Annotated in this window: 17 protein-coding genes; 9 read left to right on the plus strand and 8 right to left on the minus strand. The window is 17.8% G+C overall.

What is annotated here, in order from left to right:
• The first annotated feature begins 302 nt into the window (after window positions 1–302).
• From potA to potC, 3 genes are read left to right on the plus strand one after another with little or no spacing between them, the layout of a single operon-like run.
• Complete coding sequence (potA, locus tag GJT82_RS02265; RefSeq protein WP_168819920.1) at window positions 303–1418, plus strand: spermidine/putrescine ABC transporter ATP-binding protein PotA; 1116 nt, start codon at window positions 303–305, stop codon at window positions 1416–1418.
• Window positions 1402–2268: a spermidine/putrescine ABC transporter permease PotB gene (gene potB, locus GJT82_RS02270; RefSeq protein ID WP_168819922.1), complete on the plus strand. Its 867-nt coding sequence runs from the start codon at window positions 1402–1404 to the stop codon at window positions 2266–2268. The genes potA and potB overlap by 17 nt, the downstream gene beginning before the upstream one ends.
• Window positions 2261–3073: a spermidine/putrescine ABC transporter permease PotC gene (gene potC, locus GJT82_RS02275; protein WP_168819924.1), complete on the plus strand. Its 813-nt coding sequence runs from the start codon at window positions 2261–2263 to the stop codon at window positions 3071–3073. Before potB ends, potC begins: the two co-directional genes overlap by 8 nt.
• Before the next feature lie 38 nt (window positions 3074–3111).
• On the opposite strand, the gene mutM is transcribed toward potC, so the two are convergent.
• From mutM to rpmH, 5 genes are all read right to left on the minus strand, one after another.
• A complete protein-coding gene (mutM, locus tag GJT82_RS02280; RefSeq protein ID WP_168819926.1) occupies window positions 3112–3924 on the minus strand; it encodes a bifunctional DNA-formamidopyrimidine glycosylase/DNA-(apurinic or apyrimidinic site) lyase in 813 nt (270 codons plus the stop codon).
• A gap of 10 nt (window positions 3925–3934) precedes the next feature.
• Window positions 3935–5299: a tRNA uridine-5-carboxymethylaminomethyl(34) synthesis GTPase MnmE gene (gene mnmE, locus GJT82_RS02285; protein WP_168819928.1), complete on the minus strand. Its 1365-nt coding sequence runs from the start codon at window positions 5297–5299 to the stop codon at window positions 3935–3937.
• A gap of 21 nt (window positions 5300–5320) precedes the next feature.
• The gene (gene yidC / locus GJT82_RS02290) at window positions 5321–6913 is read right to left on the minus strand and encodes a membrane protein insertase YidC (protein WP_168819930.1); all 1593 of its coding nucleotides are present in this window, start codon (window positions 6911–6913) and stop codon (window positions 5321–5323) included.
• A 119-nt stretch (window positions 6914–7032) separates the two neighbouring features.
• On the minus strand, window positions 7033–7377 hold the full coding sequence (gene rnpA, locus GJT82_RS02295) for a ribonuclease P protein component (protein ID WP_168819932.1): 345 nt from the start codon (window positions 7375–7377) through the stop codon (window positions 7033–7035).
• 14 nt (window positions 7378–7391) lie between these two features.
• A complete protein-coding gene (rpmH, locus tag GJT82_RS02300) occupies window positions 7392–7538 on the minus strand; it encodes a 50S ribosomal protein L34 (RefSeq protein WP_168819934.1) in 147 nt (48 codons plus the stop codon).
• Between the two features lie 233 nt (window positions 7539–7771).
• Between rpmH and dnaN the strand changes: the two genes are divergently transcribed.
• Both dnaN and gyrB read left to right on the plus strand, forming a co-directional pair.
• A complete protein-coding gene (gene dnaN / locus GJT82_RS02305) occupies window positions 7772–8890 on the plus strand; it encodes a DNA polymerase III subunit beta (RefSeq protein WP_168819936.1) in 1119 nt (372 codons plus the stop codon).
• Between the two features lie 82 nt (window positions 8891–8972).
• A complete protein-coding gene (gene gyrB, locus GJT82_RS02310; RefSeq protein WP_168820058.1) occupies window positions 8973–11381 on the plus strand; it encodes a DNA topoisomerase (ATP-hydrolyzing) subunit B in 2409 nt (802 codons plus the stop codon).
• Between the two features lie 111 nt (window positions 11382–11492).
• Here gyrB and rpoZ read toward each other — a convergent pair whose 3' ends face one another.
• From rpoZ to pmbA, 3 genes are all read right to left on the minus strand, one after another.
• Window positions 11493–11753, minus strand: a complete 261-nt coding sequence (rpoZ, locus tag GJT82_RS02315) for a DNA-directed RNA polymerase subunit omega (RefSeq protein ID WP_168819938.1) — start codon at window positions 11751–11753, stop codon at window positions 11493–11495.
• 39 nt (window positions 11754–11792) lie between these two features.
• Entirely contained in the window at window positions 11793–12419 is a 627-nt protein-coding gene (gene gmk, locus GJT82_RS02320) for a guanylate kinase (protein WP_168819940.1), read from the minus strand.
• Between the two features lie 83 nt (window positions 12420–12502).
• Window positions 12503–13843 (minus strand): metalloprotease PmbA, encoded by a 1341-nt coding sequence (gene pmbA, locus GJT82_RS02325; RefSeq protein ID WP_168819942.1) that lies wholly within the window; start codon window positions 13841–13843, stop codon window positions 12503–12505.
• A gap of 116 nt (window positions 13844–13959) precedes the next feature.
• On the opposite strand from pmbA, the gene ppa reads away from it, so the two are divergent.
• The 4 genes from ppa (at window position 13960) to GJT82_RS02350 (ending at window position 19315) form a co-directional block, all read left to right on the plus strand.
• Window positions 13960–14493, plus strand: coding sequence for an inorganic diphosphatase (gene ppa, locus GJT82_RS02330; protein WP_168819944.1), 534 nt, complete (start codon window positions 13960–13962; stop codon window positions 14491–14493).
• Between the two features lie 1421 nt (window positions 14494–15914).
• A complete protein-coding gene (locus GJT82_RS02340; RefSeq protein WP_168819946.1) occupies window positions 15915–16238 on the plus strand; it encodes a glutamine amidotransferase-related protein in 324 nt (107 codons plus the stop codon).
• 9 nt (window positions 16239–16247) lie between these two features.
• Window positions 16248–17534 carry a phosphopyruvate hydratase gene (eno, locus tag GJT82_RS02345; protein WP_168819948.1) on the plus strand — a complete coding sequence of 429 codons (1287 nt, stop codon included), beginning with the start codon at window positions 16248–16250 and terminating at the stop codon, window positions 17532–17534.
• Between the two features lie 65 nt (window positions 17535–17599).
• A complete protein-coding gene (locus tag GJT82_RS02350; RefSeq protein WP_168819957.1) occupies window positions 17600–19315 on the plus strand; it encodes an ATP-binding cassette domain-containing protein in 1716 nt (571 codons plus the stop codon).
• The last annotated feature ends 4 nt before the right edge of the window (window positions 19316–19319 follow it).

Raw genomic sequence — 19319 nt, forward strand, 5'->3', positions numbered from 1 at the left:
TTATTATAATTAAAAATATTAAATATTAATAAAAATCATTTAAAAAAATTAAAAAAATCAGTAAATAATTGATAAAATAATAAAAATTATTTTAAATATAAGTAATATGAAAAATTTATATAAAATAATAAAAAATTAATTTAAAAAAATATTTTATTAGAATTAATATATAATTATATTTAAAAAATATTATTAATAATAATTACATTAATAATTCTATAGAATTAACTAAAAATTTTTAAGTAATAAAATTTAATATATATTAAATTTATTAATTATATTATATTAGCTAGAGCTTATTTATGAAAAAAAATATTCAAAAAGTATTGGTTAATCTTAATAATATTAGTAAATCTTATTTTGGAAAAAAAATTATTTCTAATTTTTATTTAACTATAAATAATGGTGAATTTATTACTTTATTAGGACCATCAGGTTGTGGTAAAACAACTATATTAAGATTAATAGCTGGACTAGAAAAAGTTGATAGTGGTTCTATAACATTAGATCAAAAAATAATTACTCATACTTCAGCAGAAAATAGACAAATTAATACTGTTTTTCAAAATTATGCTTTATTTCCTCATATGTCTGTATTTGATAATATTGCTTTTGGATTAAAAATGCAAAAAAAACCATATAAAGAAATAATATCTAGAGTAAAAAATATCTTATATATGATTCAATTACAAAATTTTGCTAATAGAAAACCTTACGAATTATCTGGAGGACAACAACAAAGAGTAGCTATAGCTAGAGCTATTGTAAATAAACCTAGAATTTTACTTTTAGATGAATCATTATCAGCTTTGGACTATAGATTAAGAAGAAAAATGCAAAATGAATTAAAAATGTTACAAAGAAAATTAGGAATTACTTTTGTATTTGTTACTCATAATCAAGAAGAAGCATTAATGATGTCAGATCGTATTGTTGTATTACGTAATGGTAAGATAGAACAAGATGGAACACCTAGAGAAATATATGAAGAACCAAAAAATTTATTTGTTGCTAAATTTATAGGTGATATAAATATATTTAATGCTACTATTATTAAAAAATTAAATAATACACAAGTTACAGTTAATTTAGAAGGATATTTATGTAATATACAAGTTCCATTTACTGTAATTCTAGGAGAAAAGATACATGTCTTATTAAGACCAGAAGATTTAAGAATAAAAGAAATAGATATCCATAATCAATATATTCATGGTTTAATTGGATATGTTAAAGATCAAAGTTATAAAGGCATGACATTAGAAACTATTCTAGAACTTGAAAATGGTAAAATAATTACTGTAAGTGAATTTTTTAATGAAAATGATCCAGATTTTAATCATTCTATTAATCAAAAAATGATAATTAATTGGGTTGAAACATGGGAGGTAGTATTACCTTATGAAAAAAATAACTAAATATTCTAAAAAAATAATAATTTTTATAGTAATAAGTTGGTTATTATTATTTATTTTCCTTCCAAATTTAATAATAATGATTATTAGTTTTACAACAAAAGATGATATTAATTTTATTAAATTTAATTTCAATTTAAATAATTATAAACTTATATTAGATAATTTATATATGAATATATTTATATATTCTTTATATATATCATTCATAACAACAATAATTTGTCTTATTATTGGATATTTATTTTCATGGTGTTTAATTAAAATATCATATTATTACAGATCTATAATGTTATTTTTTTTATTTTTACCTTTCTGGGTTAATTCATTAATTAGAATTTTTTCTTTAAAAAATTTTTTCAGTGTACATGGTTATTTTAATAAAACACTTATTTATCTAAAATTAATTAATCATCCTATACATATTATATATACTTCTTTTGCTATTGTTTTAGGACTAGTATATATTTTATTACCTTTTATGATTATACCAATATATTATAGTCTAGAAAAATTAGATATGTTCTGCGTAGAAGCTGCTAAAGATTTGGGAGCTAAACCATGGAAAAATTTTTTTTATATAATATTACCATTAACATTATCAGGAATTATTTCAGGATCTTTATTAGTATTTTTACCTTCTATGGGAATGTTTTATATTGCAGACTTAATGGGTGGTACAAAAAATTTATTAATAGGAAATATTATAAAAAATCAATTTCTTAATATAAGAGATTGGCCATTAGGTGCTAGTTTAAGTAATATAGTAATATTAATTACAGGAATATTTTTAATATTATATTATAAATTAATACAAATTTTTAATAAAAAGGAATTTTTAAAAAATGTTTAAAAATTTTTTACGTAATATTTTTATAATTTTAATATATAGTTGGTTTTATATTCCTATAATTATTCTTATAATAGATTCTTTTAATTCATCTAATTTTAGTACTCAATGGCAAGGATTTAGTATAAAATGGTATTATTACATAATAAATAATAATTTTTTATTAGAAGCAACATATCATTCATTAATAATTGCTATAATTTCTGCAACATTTTCGACAATAATAGGTTTTTTAACTGCCATTACATTATATTATTATTGTAATTTATATATTATGAAATTATTTATTAGTATTTTATTATTTATAGTTATTGTATCACCTGATATTATTATGGCTATATCTTTATTATTATTATTTATATTATTTAATTTAACATTAGGTTTTTGGACATTATTATTATCTCATATAACTTTTTGTATTCCGTACGTTGTTATTACAATCTATTCTAGATTAAAAAATTTTGATAATCATATTTTAGAATCAGCTAAAGATCTAGGAGCAAATAATAATATTATTATCTTAAAAATAATATTACCATTAATATTTCCTGTAATATTATCTAGTTGGTTATTAAGTTTTGCTTTATCTATGGATGATATAACAATTTCAACTTTTGTAACTGGACCAACTTATGAAATATTACCATTAAAAATTTATTCTATGGTTAAAATAGGTATTTCTCCTGAAATAAATGCTTTAGCTACTATATTAATTATAATTTCTTTATTTTTATTTTTATGTAGTAGAATAATTTTAAATAAATTTTATAAAAATAATCATCAAATTAATTATTTTAAGAAATTTTAAAAAAATATTAAATTAATAATTAGATATTTATAAAAAAATTAAATTTGACATATAGAACAAAAAAAAGTACTTCTATTTCTATGAATCATTTTAAAAATTTTTGTTTTACATATTTTACATAATTTATTATTTCTTCCATATACAAATAAAAATTTACTAAAATTTCCTTTTTTACCATAAGGATCGATATAATTACATATTGAAGTACCTCCATTTTTTATGGATATATATAAAATATGTTTAATATTTTTAACTAAAATATCTATTTCTATAAAAGTTAAAGTATTAGATTTTCTATAAGGTAAAATTTTTGATATGAATAATGATTCGTTAGAATATATATTCCCAATTCCTACAACTATTTCATTCATCATTAATAAAACTTTTATTGGTATTTTTTTTATTTGAGTAATTTGATATAAATAAGTACTATTAAATTTATTATTAAGAGGTTCAGGACCTAATTTGTTTAAAAATTTATTTTTTTTATAATTTTTATCACTCCATATCCAAAAACCAAATTTTCTGATATCTGAATAACGTAAAATAATATTATTATTAATAATTAAATCTATATGATCATTTTTCAAAATTTTTTTATATTTTTTAATAATTAATAAATTTCCTGTCATACCTAAATGAACAATAATTGAATTATTTTGTAATAAAAATATTATATATCTTCCACGACGTTTTATATTTATAATTTTTTGATTATTAATATTAATTATTTCTTTTGGTATTAAATATTTTAATTTTTTATTTCTTACTATAGAATAATTGATATTATAACCTTTTAAATAAGGTGATATTATATTTTTAATAATTTCTATTTCTGGTAATTCTGGCATTTTAATAAATTTATTTACCAATACAAAATTTAGAAAAAATATTTTCTAATAAATTTTTTGAAGTAAATTTTCCTGTTATATTATCAAGTTCTATTTGAGCTAATTTTAAATTTTCAGATAATAATTCAATTGGAGAATCAATAGACGAAAATATTAATTTTCCTTCCTGGATATAATTAAATACTAATTTTAATATATTAATATGTCTCGCTCTTGAAGTAAACATATCTTCAGTATTATGTTTATAAGTAATATTTTTTTTAATATAATTTATTAATATAGGTATACCTTTTTTAGTTTTTACTGATAATTTGATAGTGATAAATTCACTGTTTGTGATAATTTCAGGATTGTTATTTGTTAAATCTATTTTATTTCTAATAATAATAATTGGTATTTTTTTTATAAAATTACTTAAATAATTATTTATAATTTTTGATAAATTATTATTAGTTATATTATCATTTACTATTAAAAATAAATAATTTGCTTTATTAATTTCATTAATAGTTTTTTTTATTCCAATATTTTCAATTATATTTTTTGTTTTTCTAATACCAGCTGTATCAATAATTTGTATTGGAATAGAATTAATATAAATTTTTTCATATAAAATATCTCTAGTAGTACCTGGAATATTAGTAATAATAGATACATTTCTCTTAGAGAGTAAATTTATTAAACTAGATTTTCCAGAATTAGGTGGACCTACAAAAATAATTTTTATTCCATCTCTAATACTTATTCCATAATTAACATATTTTATTAATTTTGATAAATCATTTAATAATGTTTCTAATTTTATTAAAATATCTACTTTAAATAAATTTATATTATTTTCTTCAAATTCAATAAAAGATTCAATATTAGATCTAAGATCAATAATATTTTTTTTAAATTTATTTAAAAAAACTGAAAAATTTCCATTAAGTAAATTCATAGCTGAAAAAACAGCCGTTTTAGAATTAGCTGAAATTAAATCACTAATAGCTTCTGCTTGTGTTAAATCTATTTTTTTATTTAAAAAAGCTCTTTCTGAAAATTCTCCAGGATTTGCTATCCTAATTCCAGGAAAAGTCATAATATATCTAATTAATAAATCTAATATAATAGGTCCTCCATGACATTGTAATTCAAAAACATCTTCTCCTGTAAATGAATTAGGTTTCGGAAACCATAATGCTATTCCTTTATCTATTATTTTTGTTTTATAAAAAAAAGGTAGATAATATGCATATCTAGGTTTCATATAGGAAATATGTAATATATTTTTCATTACATTAATAGAATTATTTCCTGATACTCTTATAATACCTATACTACCCTGACCTAAAGGAGTTGCTCTTGCAATTATTGTATTTGTATTTTTTTGCATTATTATTAAATTAAAATTTAATCATTTATATTTAGAATAAATAAGTTGTTGTTGTACTATTGTTACTATATTACTGATTATATAATATAAAACTAAACCAGAAGGAAACCATAAAAAGAATAAACTAAAAAAAAATGGTATTATATTCATAATATTTTTTTGAATAGGATCATCATATGTATTTTTTGAAGTTTTTTGAATAAAATACATAGTAAAACCCATTACTATAGGTAATATATAATAAGGATCTTGCGATGATAAATCTTTAATCCAAAAAATAAATGGAGCATGACGTAATTCTACGGAATTAATTAACATATAATATAATGCTAAAAATATTGGCATTTGTATTATAAAAGGAAAACATCCTCCTAAAGGATTTAATTTTTCTTTTTTATATAATTTTATTATTTCTTGACTTAAAAGATGTTTATTATTTGAATATTGTTCTTTAATTTTTTGAATTTTTGGTTGTAAAATACGCATTTTAGCAATTGTAATATATTGTGTCCTAGATAAAGGATACATTATAATTCTTACTATTAAAGTGATAATAATTATAGCTATTCCCCAATTTCCTATTAATTTATATAATAAATTAAGTAATTTAAATAATGGTTTAGATAAAAACCATAAGATTCCATAATCAACAGTGAAATCTAAATATGGAGCAATTTTTGACATTTGTTCTTGAATTTCAGGACCAATCCAGAGAGTTGATGACAAAATTTGCTTATGTTTAGGTAAAATAATATTTGTAGATGATTTAAAATTAATACCTACAGTATTGTTATCAATTTTTTTTGTATATATTATATTATTTTTATTTTTTGGTAAAATCCAAGCAGAAACAAAATATTGTTGTAACATTGCAATCCATCCCTGATTTGAATTTATATTAATATTTTTATTTTCTAAAACATCATTAAATGTGTGTTTTTTAAATTTATATTTTTCAGTTGAATAAGCTATTCCTCTAAAAGCTTTCATAGATAAACTATTTTTTTTATCTAAATATTTTTGAGGTATATTAACTGACTGTTTTATTTCACCAAACATTCCTATTTCTATAGGTTTTTTACTATTATTAAAAAATTCATGTTCTATATTAATAGAAAAATTATTTTTTTTAAAAATAAAAACTTTTACATACAAAATATTATTTTTTAAAAAAAATAAAGGAACTTTTAATATATTTTTATATTTTTCTAATTGAAAATAAAATTTATTTGTAAAGAAATTAGGACTAATAAAAGATTTTTTAAAATTATTATTTTTTTGAAAAATACCACTATTTACTTGATAAATAAAATCTGAATGATTACTTAATAAAGTAAATAATTTTTTAGAATGTAATGTTTCTGAATAATTTATTAATTGTACTTTATCAATATTACCTCCATTAGGATTTATAAATAATAGAAATTTATCAGTTTTAACTATAATTTTTCTATTACTATATAAATTAATTTGTTTAAAATTATTTTTTGTAATATTTTTATATTTTACATATTTACTAATATTTACATAATTATTTATTTTTTGCCAATTATACCAAATAAAAAAACTAATTAAAATAAAAGTAATAACAATAATATTTCGCTGTGAATACATTATTTAATTTTCTCTATTATATTTAATAATATAGAAATTATTGAATTTCTATATAAATTTATTTTTTAATATTTTATATATTTTAAATTAATAATTTATTATTTAAAATAATATAATAATTATATTATATATATATTCCATAATTTTTTTAAATATTTTTTATATTTAATATAATTAATATTAATTATATTTTTATTTGTTAATATAACAACAAAATCTCTAATAGGAAATTTATATTGATTTAAACGAAAATATTCACGAATAATTCTTTTTATTTTATTTCTAATATAGGATTTACTTATATTTTTTTTAGGTATAATAATACCTAACCTTGAATATTGAAATATATTTTTTTTACTTAAAATTATATAATATTTATTACTTTTTTTATATGAATTATTTGAAATAAAATTAAAACAGTATGATAATAAACGCTTTTTTTTAGAAAAATTTAAATTATTCATTTAAATTTTATAATTTATTTTTTATCAGATACACTTAAATTAACACGACCTTTGGCACGACGTCTATTTAAAATTTGACGTCCATTTTTTGTTGACATTCTAACTCTAAATCCATGAACTCTTTTTTTTTTTAATATAGATGGTTGGAAAGTACGTTTCATTATAAATTACCTAATTAAATACAATTTTTCTCTATAATTATTATTACATAAATAAAATTTAATTTATATAATTTTAATAAAATTAATTATTTCAAAATTTAAAATGAATATTATTGATTAATAGAATTAAATTAATGTATAATAATATTATATTATTTAACAATACATTATTATAATAGTTAAAAACTACAAAATAATATTTAAAATTTAAAATAGTAACTTTTTATATAAATATGAAACATATTATTATTAATAGAGAACAATTAATTATTCCATTAAAAAATATAGTAAGTATTATTAATAATAAACCAATAATACCTATTATTAATAATATTTTAATAGAAATTAAAAATAATAATATTATATTTAAAAGTACTAATTTAGAAATAGAAATAATTACGTTTTTAAAAAACATAAAAAGTACACATAATTTTTCTATTACTATATCAGGTAAAAAATTTTATGATATATGTAAAAGTTTTCCTATTAAATCTAATATAAATATATCAATTAATAATAATAATCAAATAATAATTTCATCTAAAAAATGTAAATTTATTATGTCTACATTACCTTCTATAAATTTTCCAATAATTGAATATTGGAAAAGTCAATTAAAATTTTTTTTAACAAATAAAATATTAAAAATGTTAATTGATGCAACATATTTTTCAATAGCAAACCAAGATGTTAGACAATATTTAAATGGAGTACTATTTCAAATTAAAAATAATATATTAAATATGGTTTCTACTGATGGTCATAGATTATCAATTTGTAATATTTTAATAAATGAAATATTAATAAATTATTCAGTTATAATTCCTAAAAAAAGTATAATAGAATTATTACGTTTATTAAATAATACTAATGATATAGTAATAATTAAAATAAATAATAATAATATTAGTTTTACATTAAAAAATTTAAAATTTACATCAAAACTTATTGAAAATTCTTTTCCAGAATACACAAAAATTATACCTCAAATTTTTTACAAAATTATTAAAATAGATCGAATAAATTTAAAAAATGCTTTAACTCGTATTTCTATTTTAGTTAATGAAAGAACAAAAGGTGTAACACTATTATTTAATAAAAAATATTTAAAAATATTAGGAAGTAACATTGATAATGAACAAGCAGAAGATATTTTATCTATAGAAGAAAAATATAATGATATAAAATATAATATAGAAATATCTTTAAATATTCAATATTTAATAGATGTTTTAAATACATTAAAAAATAAATATATAAAAATTTCATTAATAGATTCTTTTTCTAGTATAAAAATAGAAGATTTTATTGAAAATAATAAAATTTATTTAATTATGCCCATGAGAATTTAATAATTTACTTAATAGTTTTTATTATTAATTTATATAATTAATAAAATTAAATTATTATAAACATAAATGAGAGTTAGAATTGATAAATAATAATTATTATGATTCATCTAGTATAAAAATATTAAAAGGACTTGATGCAGTAAAAAAAAGACCTGGAATGTACATTGGAGATATAGATGATGGTACTGGATTACATCATATGGTATTTGAAGTAGTAGATAATGCTATAGATGAATCTTTATCTGGTTATTGTAAAAATATTAATGTTATCATTCATAATGATGGTTCAGTTTCTATTAAAGATGATGGTAGAGGTATTCCTACAGGAATTCATAAAGAAACAAATACATCAGCTGCAGAAGTAATTATGACTGTTTTACATTCTGGAGGAAAATTTGATAATATATCATATAAAATATCTGGTGGTTTACATGGAGTTGGAATATCTGTAGTAAATGCATTATCTGAAAAATTAAAATTAATTATTAAAAGAAATGGAAAATTATATAAACAATTATATTATAACGGAATACCTCAATCAAAAATACATGTTATAGGGATAAGTAAAAATACTGGTACTCATATTCGTTTTTGGCCTAGTTATAAAATTTTTACTAAAGTAAAAAATTTTGATTTTGTTATTTTATCTAATAGATTAAGAGAATTATCATTTTTAAATTCAGGAATTTCTATTTCTATTAAAGATGAAATTAATAATAAAGAAAATAATTTTTGTTATAAAGGAGGTATTAAAGCTTTTATAAAATATTTAAATAATAAAAAATCTATTCATAAAAAAATTTTTTATTTTAATGAAAAAAAAAATAATATAAATATTGAAGTTGCTATGTTATGGAATAGTTCATTTAAAGAACGTATATATTGTTTTACAAATAATATTCCACAATTTGATGGAGGTTCTCATTTAATAGGATTGAAATCATCTGTAACAAGAACATTAAAATCATATATAGATAAAGAAGGTTATATTAAAAGAAATAAAATCAATGTAATAGGCGAAGATACAAGAGAAGGTTTAATAGCTATTATATCTATTAAAATTTCAGAACCAAAATTTTCTTCTCAAACAAAAGATAAACTTGTTTCTTCTGAAGTAAAATCTGCTGTAGAATCATGTATAAATAAACAATTAATGTTTTTTTTATTAGAAAATCCTATAGATGCAAAAAATATAGTAGAAAAAATACTCTATGCAACAAAAGTACGAGATGCTGCTAGAAAAACAAGAGAAATAACTCGTAATCAAAATTCTATAGAAATATCTAGACTTCCAGGAAAATTATCAGATTGTCAAGAAAATAATCCAAAATTATCTGAAATTTATTTAGTTGAAGGAGATTCAGCAGGAGGTTCTGCTAAACAAGGAAGAAATAGAAAAAATCAGGCTATTTTACCTTTAAAAGGAAAAATTTTGAATGTAGAAAAAGCTAAATTTAGTAAAATTATATCTTCTCAAGAAATTATTACTTTAATTACAGCTTTAGGATGTAATATTAATTCTGAAAATTATAATTTAGATAAATTACGTTATCATAATATAATTATTATGACAGACGCTGATGTTGATGGAGCACATATTAGGACATTACTTTTAACTTTTTTTTACCGTCAAATGCCAGAAATTATTAAAAAAGGTTATATTTATATAGCACAACCACCTTTGTACAAAATTAAAAAAGGTAATAAAGAATCTTATATCAAAAATAATGAAGATATGGAAATTTTTAAATTAAATATAGCTTTAAAAAAAGCAGTATTTTGTTTTAAAAAAATACAAGAAGATTTGTCTGGAAATAAATTATTTGATTTAGTTCAAGAATATAATAATTTTAAAAAATTAACAAAATATTTAAAACCTTATTTTACATATAAAATATTACATTCTTTATTATATAATTCACCATTAAAAAAATTAAATTCTTATGAAGAAGTCAATTTATGGTTAAATAATTTTATATTTTATTTAAATAATAAATTTCCTAATATTAAGTATTCAGGTTACATCATAAAAAATTTAAAATTAAATATTTTTGAACCAATAATTTATGAAAATAAATATGGAAATAAAAATGAATATTTTTTAAATAAAAATTTTATTAATGGTAAAGAATATCATAAAATTTGTTTATTAGGTAAAAAATTATATTTTTTAAAAAAAAATAAAATTTATATTATAAAAAATGACGAAAAATATAAATATATAACTTCTTTTGAAGATGGATTAGAATGGTTATTTAAAGAATCCAAAAAAAGTTTTACTATTCAAAGATATAAAGGATTAGGAGAAATGAATCCTATTCAATTATGGGAAACAACAATGAATCCTTTAACTAGAAGTATGTTAAAAGTTACTATACAGGATGCAATTAGTGCAGATAAATTGTTTTCTACATTAATGGGAGATGAAGTAGAACCAAGAAGATTGTTTATTAAAAATAATGCTTTAAAAGCAACAAATATTGACATTTAAAATAATAAACACAAAATATTATTAAATATATAATTATTACTAATATTTTTGAGATTATTTTAATATAATTATTTAATATAAAAAATATATTTTTATATATTATATATATAATTAATAGTAATTAATAGGTTTTATTTTCATAGAATGAAATTCTTGATTTTCAATTTGTTCATAATCATTTAAAATTTTTTTATTTATTAATCCTTGTTCAATTTCTCTTAATGCTAAAACTGTTGTTTTATCATTTTTTTTAGATAATAAAGGACTTTTACCTCTTATTTGTATTTGTCTTGCTCTTTTTGCAGCTATAAGTACTAAATCAAAACGATTACCAATTTTTTTAATTGCATTTTCTACGGTTAATCTAGCCATTATGAACCTATATATAAAAAAATATAATATAAAAATAAATTACTCATTTAATAATTTATTAATAAGATTATTATATCTTATGGATTGTATTTGTGTTTTTAAATGTTCTGCATAAATAATATTTTTTAAATCAAATATTGCATGATTAATATCATTATTAATAATTAAATAATTATATTCATGATAGTGATATATTTCTTTTTTTAATTGTAACATACGTTTATTAATTATATCTATATGATCTTTACCTCTAAGATATAATCTTTTATATAATTCCTTTTTTGATGGAGGTAATATAAATATACTACAAACTTGAGAAATTTTATTTCTCACTTGTTTAGCTCCCTGCCAATCGATATTTAAAAAAACATTTATATTATTTTTTAATATATTCTTAATATTTTTTTTAGAGGTGCCATAATAATTTCCAAATATTTTAGCATGTTCTAAAAATTCATTATTTATTATCATTTTTTTAAATTTTTTTTTTGATATAAAAAAATAATCTTTACCATTTATTTCACCTATACGTTTAATTCTAGTTGTATAAGAAATCGATAATTTTATATTAAAATTTAATACATTATTTTTTAATAATAGTTGTAAAAGTAAAGATTTACCAGTACCACTAGGTGCTGAAATAATAAATAAATTTCTTATAGTCATAATCTTATTAAACAAATATCAATATATAAAAATTATAATTTATTTATAAAATATTACTTAAAATAATATTAATTATATAATATTTAAATTCCTGAAATCATCATTTCAGATATAAGAATAGATCCACACTGTATAATATTTCTTTTTTCAATATCATTACTAATATCTGAAATAGATAACCATATTTTTTTTAAATTTGAAGATATTGTTACTTCACTAACTGGAAATATTATCTTTCCATTTTCAACCCAAAAACCACATACTCCACGAGAATAATCTCCTGTAATATTATTAACTCCATTAGACATCAATTCTGTTACAATTAATCCATTATTCATTTTTTTTATTAAAGTATTATAATCTATATTATTTTTATTATTAATATACCAATTATATATTCCTCCAGAATGTCCATTATTTTCTATATGTAATTTATTTGACGTATAATTATTTAGTAACCAATTTTTTAAAATTCCATTTTGTACTATTACTATTTTTTTTGTACTTACTCCTTCATTATCAAAAGGTTTAGATCCTAAACCTTGTAAAACATGAGGATCTTCTATAATATTTAACCATTCTGGAAAGATTAATTTATTTAATGAATTAGATAAAAATGTTAATTTTTGATAAACATAATATCCATTAATTAATTCAGCTAAATGTTTAAATAAAGAACATGATATTTCACTTGAAAAAATTATTGGAGATTTTTGAGTTTTAATCTTACGTGATCCTAATTTTTTTAATGATTTTTTTGCACTATCTTTTCCTAATATTTTAGCAGAATATAAATTAGGAATTGATCTTGATATAGAATATGAATAACTACATTCCATTTTATTATTTTCTTGAGCTATAATAGAAAGATATAATGAATAATATGTAGAAATATAACTCTGTAGTATTCCTAAACTATTTGCAAATATATGAATTGTTGCAAAACTATTAAAATCTCCTCCGTTACTAACAATACGTTTATCTGTATTTACCGCAATTTTTTCACTTTCTTTAAGAATAAAAATATATTTATTTTTATCTATATTAGAAATATGAAAAAGATCTAAATCAATTTTATTAAAAGCTAGTAATTCATATTTAGGTAATCCTAAACATATATCATATGTTGTATAATTACTTGAATTTATCGCATAATATATAGTTTTTTTTATATTATTTAATGATAAATTATTTGTTTTAGCAAATCCTTTTTGATAATTTTTATAAACATTAATAGAAAATGATTCATTATTATAAAATTCTGATGTTTGTGTAGTTCCATTACGAATATTTATATTAAATCCTATTATTTTTTTAATTGTCATTTCAAAATTTTTAATTTCTTTTTTAGTTAATATTATATAATTTAATATTTTAGATTCTAATATACTACGTTCTTTTATAATTTTTGAAAATATTTTCATTTTATTATTTTTTATTTATATTTTATATTAGTTAATTATATATTACTCTTTGACATAATTAATATATATTTGTTATTATTTTAAAATTCATTATATTAAATATTAAAGAATATACTATGAACTTAAATAAAGTATCATCTGGAAATAAAGTACCAGATGATATTAATGTAATTATTGAAATATCTTCAAATTCAGAACCTATAAAATATGAAATAGATAAAAAATTAGGAATATTATTTGTTGATCGTTTCATTTCTACAACAATGTTCTATCCATGTAATTATGGTTATATAAATAATACATTATCTTTAGATGGTGATCCTTTAGATGTTTTAGTACCTACTCAATATTCTATTTTACCAGGATCTGTTATTAGGTGCCGTCCTATTGGTATATTAAATATGACAGATGAATCTGGAGATGATATTAAAATAATAGCTGTACCTCATAAAAAAATTTCTTCAGAATATAATAATATTAATAGTATTGATGATTTATCTGTTTTTTTAAAAAATAAAATAGTTCATTTTTTTAAACATTATAAAGATTTAGAAAATAATAAATGGGTCAAAATTAATAAATGGGAAAATATAGATATTGCTAAAAAAGAAATTTTATTATCTATTAAAAGAATTAATGAAAAATGTTAATTATATTATATAATATATAATTATTATTAATTTAATAAGTAATATAATATATTATTATATATAATGGAAGTTATTTTTTTATAAATTATATAATAAAAAATATTATAAATATATATTTGTATTAGTTTTTAAATACTAAAATTATTGTAATAAAAATATATATAAATTATATTTTTATTACTATAAGAGTAACTTCTTTTTTAGTTAAAGAAGTAACTACAAACTAGTTAAATTCAATTTTTGAAAATAGAAATAAAAGTCAATATAATTGAATTAAATTCATATATTAATTTTAGTAGTAAAATTAAATTTCCATCAATGTGGAAAAGTATTTTTTAACGATAATGATGCTGAAATTAATTTAAATTTTGAATATTATGAATTATTTATAAAAACTATAATGTCTCATTTTAATAATTTTAATACTTGTTATATATTCTAAAGTATTAAAAAAAGAAAGAGAAAAAATATCTTGGATATAATAATTAAAGTTATTCCATAATTATTAATATTATAAAAAACATATAACTGATTTATAAAAAATAAAGGATATAATATAATTTTAGTAAAAATAGAATATACAGTTAAAAATATAGAATTTTTATCTTTTCTTGAAAATATCAATTAAATATTATTAGATATAGGAAAAGATAGAATAATTTATATTTATTTAAATAACTAAAAAAATAAAAATAAAACCTACAAAACTTTTCATGAAAGAATTACTATCAATAAAAATATAATCAGATATATTATGTTAATTTAGTTACTCAATATCTAATTTTAAAAATATTAAAATTATATCATTTTGTAATTTATCAAAAAAAGTTATTATTTTTTTAAATGATATTAATTTTATATATAAAATACTTATTTTATTAAATAAATAAAGTTTAGATAATTATGTATATAATAAATTTAATTTAACTTACAGAAACTAAACTTACTAAATAGAAAAAAATATTAAATAAAGAATTTAATTTTAAAGATTATGTTAATATTAGTATAATATGAAAATATACTAAATTATCAGATACATATAAATCAGTAATAGAAACATTAAAACGTGAGGGATTAAAAAATCAAATTTATGTAAATATTAAATTCATTAATTCTGAATTAATGAATATTAAGGGAATAAATATTTTAAATAAATTTAATAAAATTTTTATTTTTGATAGTTTTAATTCTAGAGGTATTAAAGAAAAATTGAAAACAGTAGAATAAAAGAATAATATTCCTTATTTTGAAATATGTTTTAAAATGCATATAATTTTAATTAAATTTTCACGTAATGTTTTTAAAATAATTTATGCAATTTAATTGAATTTAATTTAAATTACAAAAAATTAATTATAAAATTAATTAATCAAAATAATAATTTCAATTATAATCTAAATATAAAAGAATTATAAAGTAAAATGAGATTAGATAATCAACAATGTCAATTAAATGAATTAAATTTATTATATCAATTTTATAAATTTAATAATATTATTAAAAGACATCGTCATAAATATAAAGTAAATAATTTATTAATTTATAAACTTATTCAACATGATTTGTTAATAGTAATAAGATCAAAAAATAAATTATTTGTAGAAATTATTAAAATTTCTAATTATTCGTGGTTTATTGGTTATCAATTTCATCCAGAATTTATTTTTAATTTTCATAATAATCATTTATTATTTATAGATTTTATAAAATCTTCTATGAAAAAAGTCAATTTAAATATTAAATAGGATAAAATAATGTCTAAAATTAAAAAAATTATTGGTAGAGAAATAATAGACTCTAGAGGTAATCCAACTGTTGAAGCAGAAGTACAATTAAATTGTGGTACTATTGGTATAGCTTCAGTTCCATCTGGTGCTTCAGTTGGTTCAAAAGAAGCTATGGAATTACGTGATAATGATAATCGTTTTTTAGGAAAAGGAGTTTTAAAAGCTATTAATTCAATTAATAAACATATAAATAAAATTTTAATGAATAAAGATTCATTAGATCAATCTAATATTGATAATCTTATGATTAATTTAGATGGTACTGAAAATAAATCTATTCTTGGAGCAAATGCTATTTTAGCTGTATCATTAGCAAATGCTAGAGCTGCTGCTATATTTAAAAATATTCCATTATATCAACATATTTCTGATATAAATGGAACATCTAATAATTTTTCAATGCCATTACCAATGATTAATATTATTAATGGAGGTAAACATGCAGATAATAATCTTGATATTCAAGAATTTATGATACAACCTGTCTGTGCAAAAAATATAAAAGAAGCTATTAGAATAGGTTCAGAAATTTTTCATCATTTATATAAAGTACTAAAATCTTATAAATTAATAACTTCTGTAGGAGATGAAGGTGGTTTTGCACCTAATTTAAATAAAAACAGTGATGCATTTGATATTATTTCAGAAGCTATAAAAAATTCTGGATTTATTTTAGGTAAAGATATTACTTTTGCTATTGATTGTGCTGCTTCTGAATTATTTTATAAAAAAAAATATCATTTAAAAGGTGAAGGGTTAAGTTTAAATTATAAAGAATTAACTCATTTTTTTTCTAATTTAATTAAAAAATATCCTATATCTTCTATAGAAGATGGTCTAGATGAATCCGATTGGAAAGGATTTGCATACCAAACAAAAATATTAGGTAATAAAATTCAATTAGTTGGTGATGATTTATTTGTTACAAATACAAAACTTTTAAATAAAGGTATAAAACTTGGAATAGCTAATGCTATTTTAATAAAACTTAATCAAATTGGTTCTTTATCTGAAACATTATCTACTATTAAAATAGCAAAAAAAAATGGATATAAAGTAATAATATCTCATCGTTCTGGAGAAACAGAAGATACTTTTATTTCAGATTTATCTGTAGGTACAAATGCTGGACAAATAAAAACAGGATCAATGAGTCGTTCAGAAAGAACAGCTAAATATAATCAATTAATAAGAATAGAAGAAAAATTAAATATTTTAGCTCCTTTTAATATTAATAATAATTTTATTAAATAAAAATTTTATAAATTATATTTTTTTATATTTAAAAAAGTATATAAAATATAAGTAATTATATTACTATGAAAAAATATCAAGAAAAAAAATTAATAAAATGGTTAAATAATCAAAGTTTTTTTGCAAGTAAATTATTAAAATTATCTTTTTTATTAAATATTTTAAATATAAGTATAATTATTTTTCAAAATTGGATTTTAGCTATTCAAATTCAATATTTATTTTTTAAAGTACAAATAAATAAATTATTGTATTATTATGTAATATTAATTATATGCTTTATATTTAGAGCGTTATTAAACCTTATAATTAATAAAATTAATTTTAATTACAGTCAATCAATAAAAAATATTATTAGAAAAAAAATTTTAGATAAATTTGAACAAATTTATATAATTAATATAAAAAATAAAACTTTAGGTAGTATATTATCTTTAATAATAGATCAAATTGAAAATTTACAAGATTTTTATAACAAATATATACCTCAATTATTAGTATCTATTATATCTCCTATAATCATATTAATAACAATAACATTTATTAGTTGGCTTGCAAGTTTATTATTAATAATAATTAGTATATTTACTATAATTTTTATAATTTTAATTGGTAGTCAAACTGCTGAAAAAAATAAGAAAAATTTTAAAATATTATCTATTTTAAATGGTTTTTTTTTAGACAGATTACTAGGTATAGAAACAATACGTTTATTTAATTTAAGTAAAATAGAAATTAATAAAATAGAATTTTTTATTGAAAAATTTAGAAAAAAAAGTATGGAAATATTAAAAATTGCTTTTTTAACATCTTCTGTTTTAGAATTTTTTTCTTCTATTGCATTAGCTTCTATTGCTATTTATTTTAGTTTTTCATATTTAAATATAATTAATTTAGGTTTTTATGGTAATAAAATTACTATATTTAATAGTTTTTTTATATTAATTTTAATTTCTGAATATTTTCAATATTTTATTAATTTAGGATTACTTTACCATATTAAATGTAAGTCTATAGGAGCAGCAGATTTAATTTTACAATTTTTACAAAATAATCCTACAAAAATTAATTTACAAACAAAAAAAATACCTTTTAATAAAACACATTTTTTTATTCAAGCTAAAGAATTAATAGTAAAAAGTATAGAAGGAAATATATTAATAGGTCCTATATCATTTAAAATTCTTCCAGGAGAACGTATAGCTATAATAGGTTCTAGTGGTTGTGGAAAAACTACACTATTTAATGTTTTTTTAGGATTTTTACCATATAATGGATCATTAACAATTAATAATATTGAATTAAAAAATATAAATTTAAATGATTGGTATAAAAAAATATCTTGGGTAGGACAAAATTCTAGTATTCCTTCAAAAACAATAAGACAAAATTTATTTTTTGATAAAAATATTAATACAAATAAAATACAAAATATTATTAAAATTACAAAAATCCAAGATTTTTTAAAAAATTTTCCTAAGGGATTAGATACAATAGTTGGTGAACAAAATATAAGATTATCAGTAGGACAAATACAAAGAATAATTATAGCAAGAGCTCTAATTAAAAATCATAATTTATTATTATTAGATGAACCTACTGCAAATATTGATATTAATAGTGAAAAAGATATTATAAATTCTTTATATAATTACCAAGATATAAAAACAGTTTTAATGATAACACATAAATTATATCAAACTAAATTTTGTAATCAAATTTGGAAAATGGATAATGGAAAAATTATAAAAAAGATAATAAATAATAAAATAATTAGATAATTTA

The organism is Enterobacteriaceae endosymbiont of Plateumaris rustica (assembly GCF_012562965.1).
In the GTDB taxonomy this organism is placed as follows: Bacteria; Pseudomonadota; Gammaproteobacteria; order Enterobacterales; family Enterobacteriaceae.

What these genes read in the sequence shown, in the direction of transcription:
- potA (WP_168819920.1), top strand. Translation starts at nt 303, where the DNA reads ATGAAAAAAAATATTCAAAAAGTATTGGTTAATCTTAATAATATTAGT.
- potB (WP_168819922.1), top strand. Translation starts at nt 1,402, where the DNA reads ATGAAAAAAATAACTAAATATTCTAAAAAAATAATAATTTTTATAGTA.
- potC (WP_168819924.1), top strand. Translation starts at nt 2,261, where the DNA reads ATGTTTAAAAATTTTTTACGTAATATTTTTATAATTTTAATATATAGT.
- mutM (WP_168819926.1), bottom strand. Translation starts at nt 3,924, where the DNA reads ATGCCAGAATTACCAGAAATAGAAATTATTAAAAATATAATATCACCT.
- mnmE (WP_168819928.1), bottom strand. Translation starts at nt 5,299, where the DNA reads ATGCAAAAAAATACAAATACAATAATTGCAAGAGCAACTCCTTTAGGT.
- yidC (WP_168819930.1), bottom strand. Translation starts at nt 6,913, where the DNA reads ATGTATTCACAGCGAAATATTATTGTTATTACTTTTATTTTAATTAGT.
- rnpA (WP_168819932.1), bottom strand. Translation starts at nt 7,377, where the DNA reads ATGAATAATTTAAATTTTTCTAAAAAAAAGCGTTTATTATCATACTGT.
- rpmH (WP_168819934.1), bottom strand. Translation starts at nt 7,538, where the DNA reads ATGAAACGTACTTTCCAACCATCTATATTAAAAAAAAAAAGAGTTCAT.
- dnaN (WP_168819936.1), top strand. Translation starts at nt 7,772, where the DNA reads ATGAAACATATTATTATTAATAGAGAACAATTAATTATTCCATTAAAA.
- rpoZ (WP_168819938.1), bottom strand. Translation starts at nt 11,753, where the DNA reads ATGGCTAGATTAACCGTAGAAAATGCAATTAAAAAAATTGGTAATCGT.
- gmk (WP_168819940.1), bottom strand. Translation starts at nt 12,419, where the DNA reads ATGACTATAAGAAATTTATTTATTATTTCAGCACCTAGTGGTACTGGT.
- pmbA (WP_168819942.1), bottom strand. Translation starts at nt 13,843, where the DNA reads ATGAAAATATTTTCAAAAATTATAAAAGAACGTAGTATATTAGAATCT.
- ppa (WP_168819944.1), top strand. Translation starts at nt 13,960, where the DNA reads ATGAACTTAAATAAAGTATCATCTGGAAATAAAGTACCAGATGATATT.
- GJT82_RS02340 (WP_168819946.1), top strand. Translation starts at nt 15,915, where the DNA reads ATGAGATTAGATAATCAACAATGTCAATTAAATGAATTAAATTTATTA.
- eno (WP_168819948.1), top strand. Translation starts at nt 16,248, where the DNA reads ATGTCTAAAATTAAAAAAATTATTGGTAGAGAAATAATAGACTCTAGA.
- GJT82_RS02350 (WP_168819957.1), top strand. Translation starts at nt 17,600, where the DNA reads ATGAAAAAATATCAAGAAAAAAAATTAATAAAATGGTTAAATAATCAA.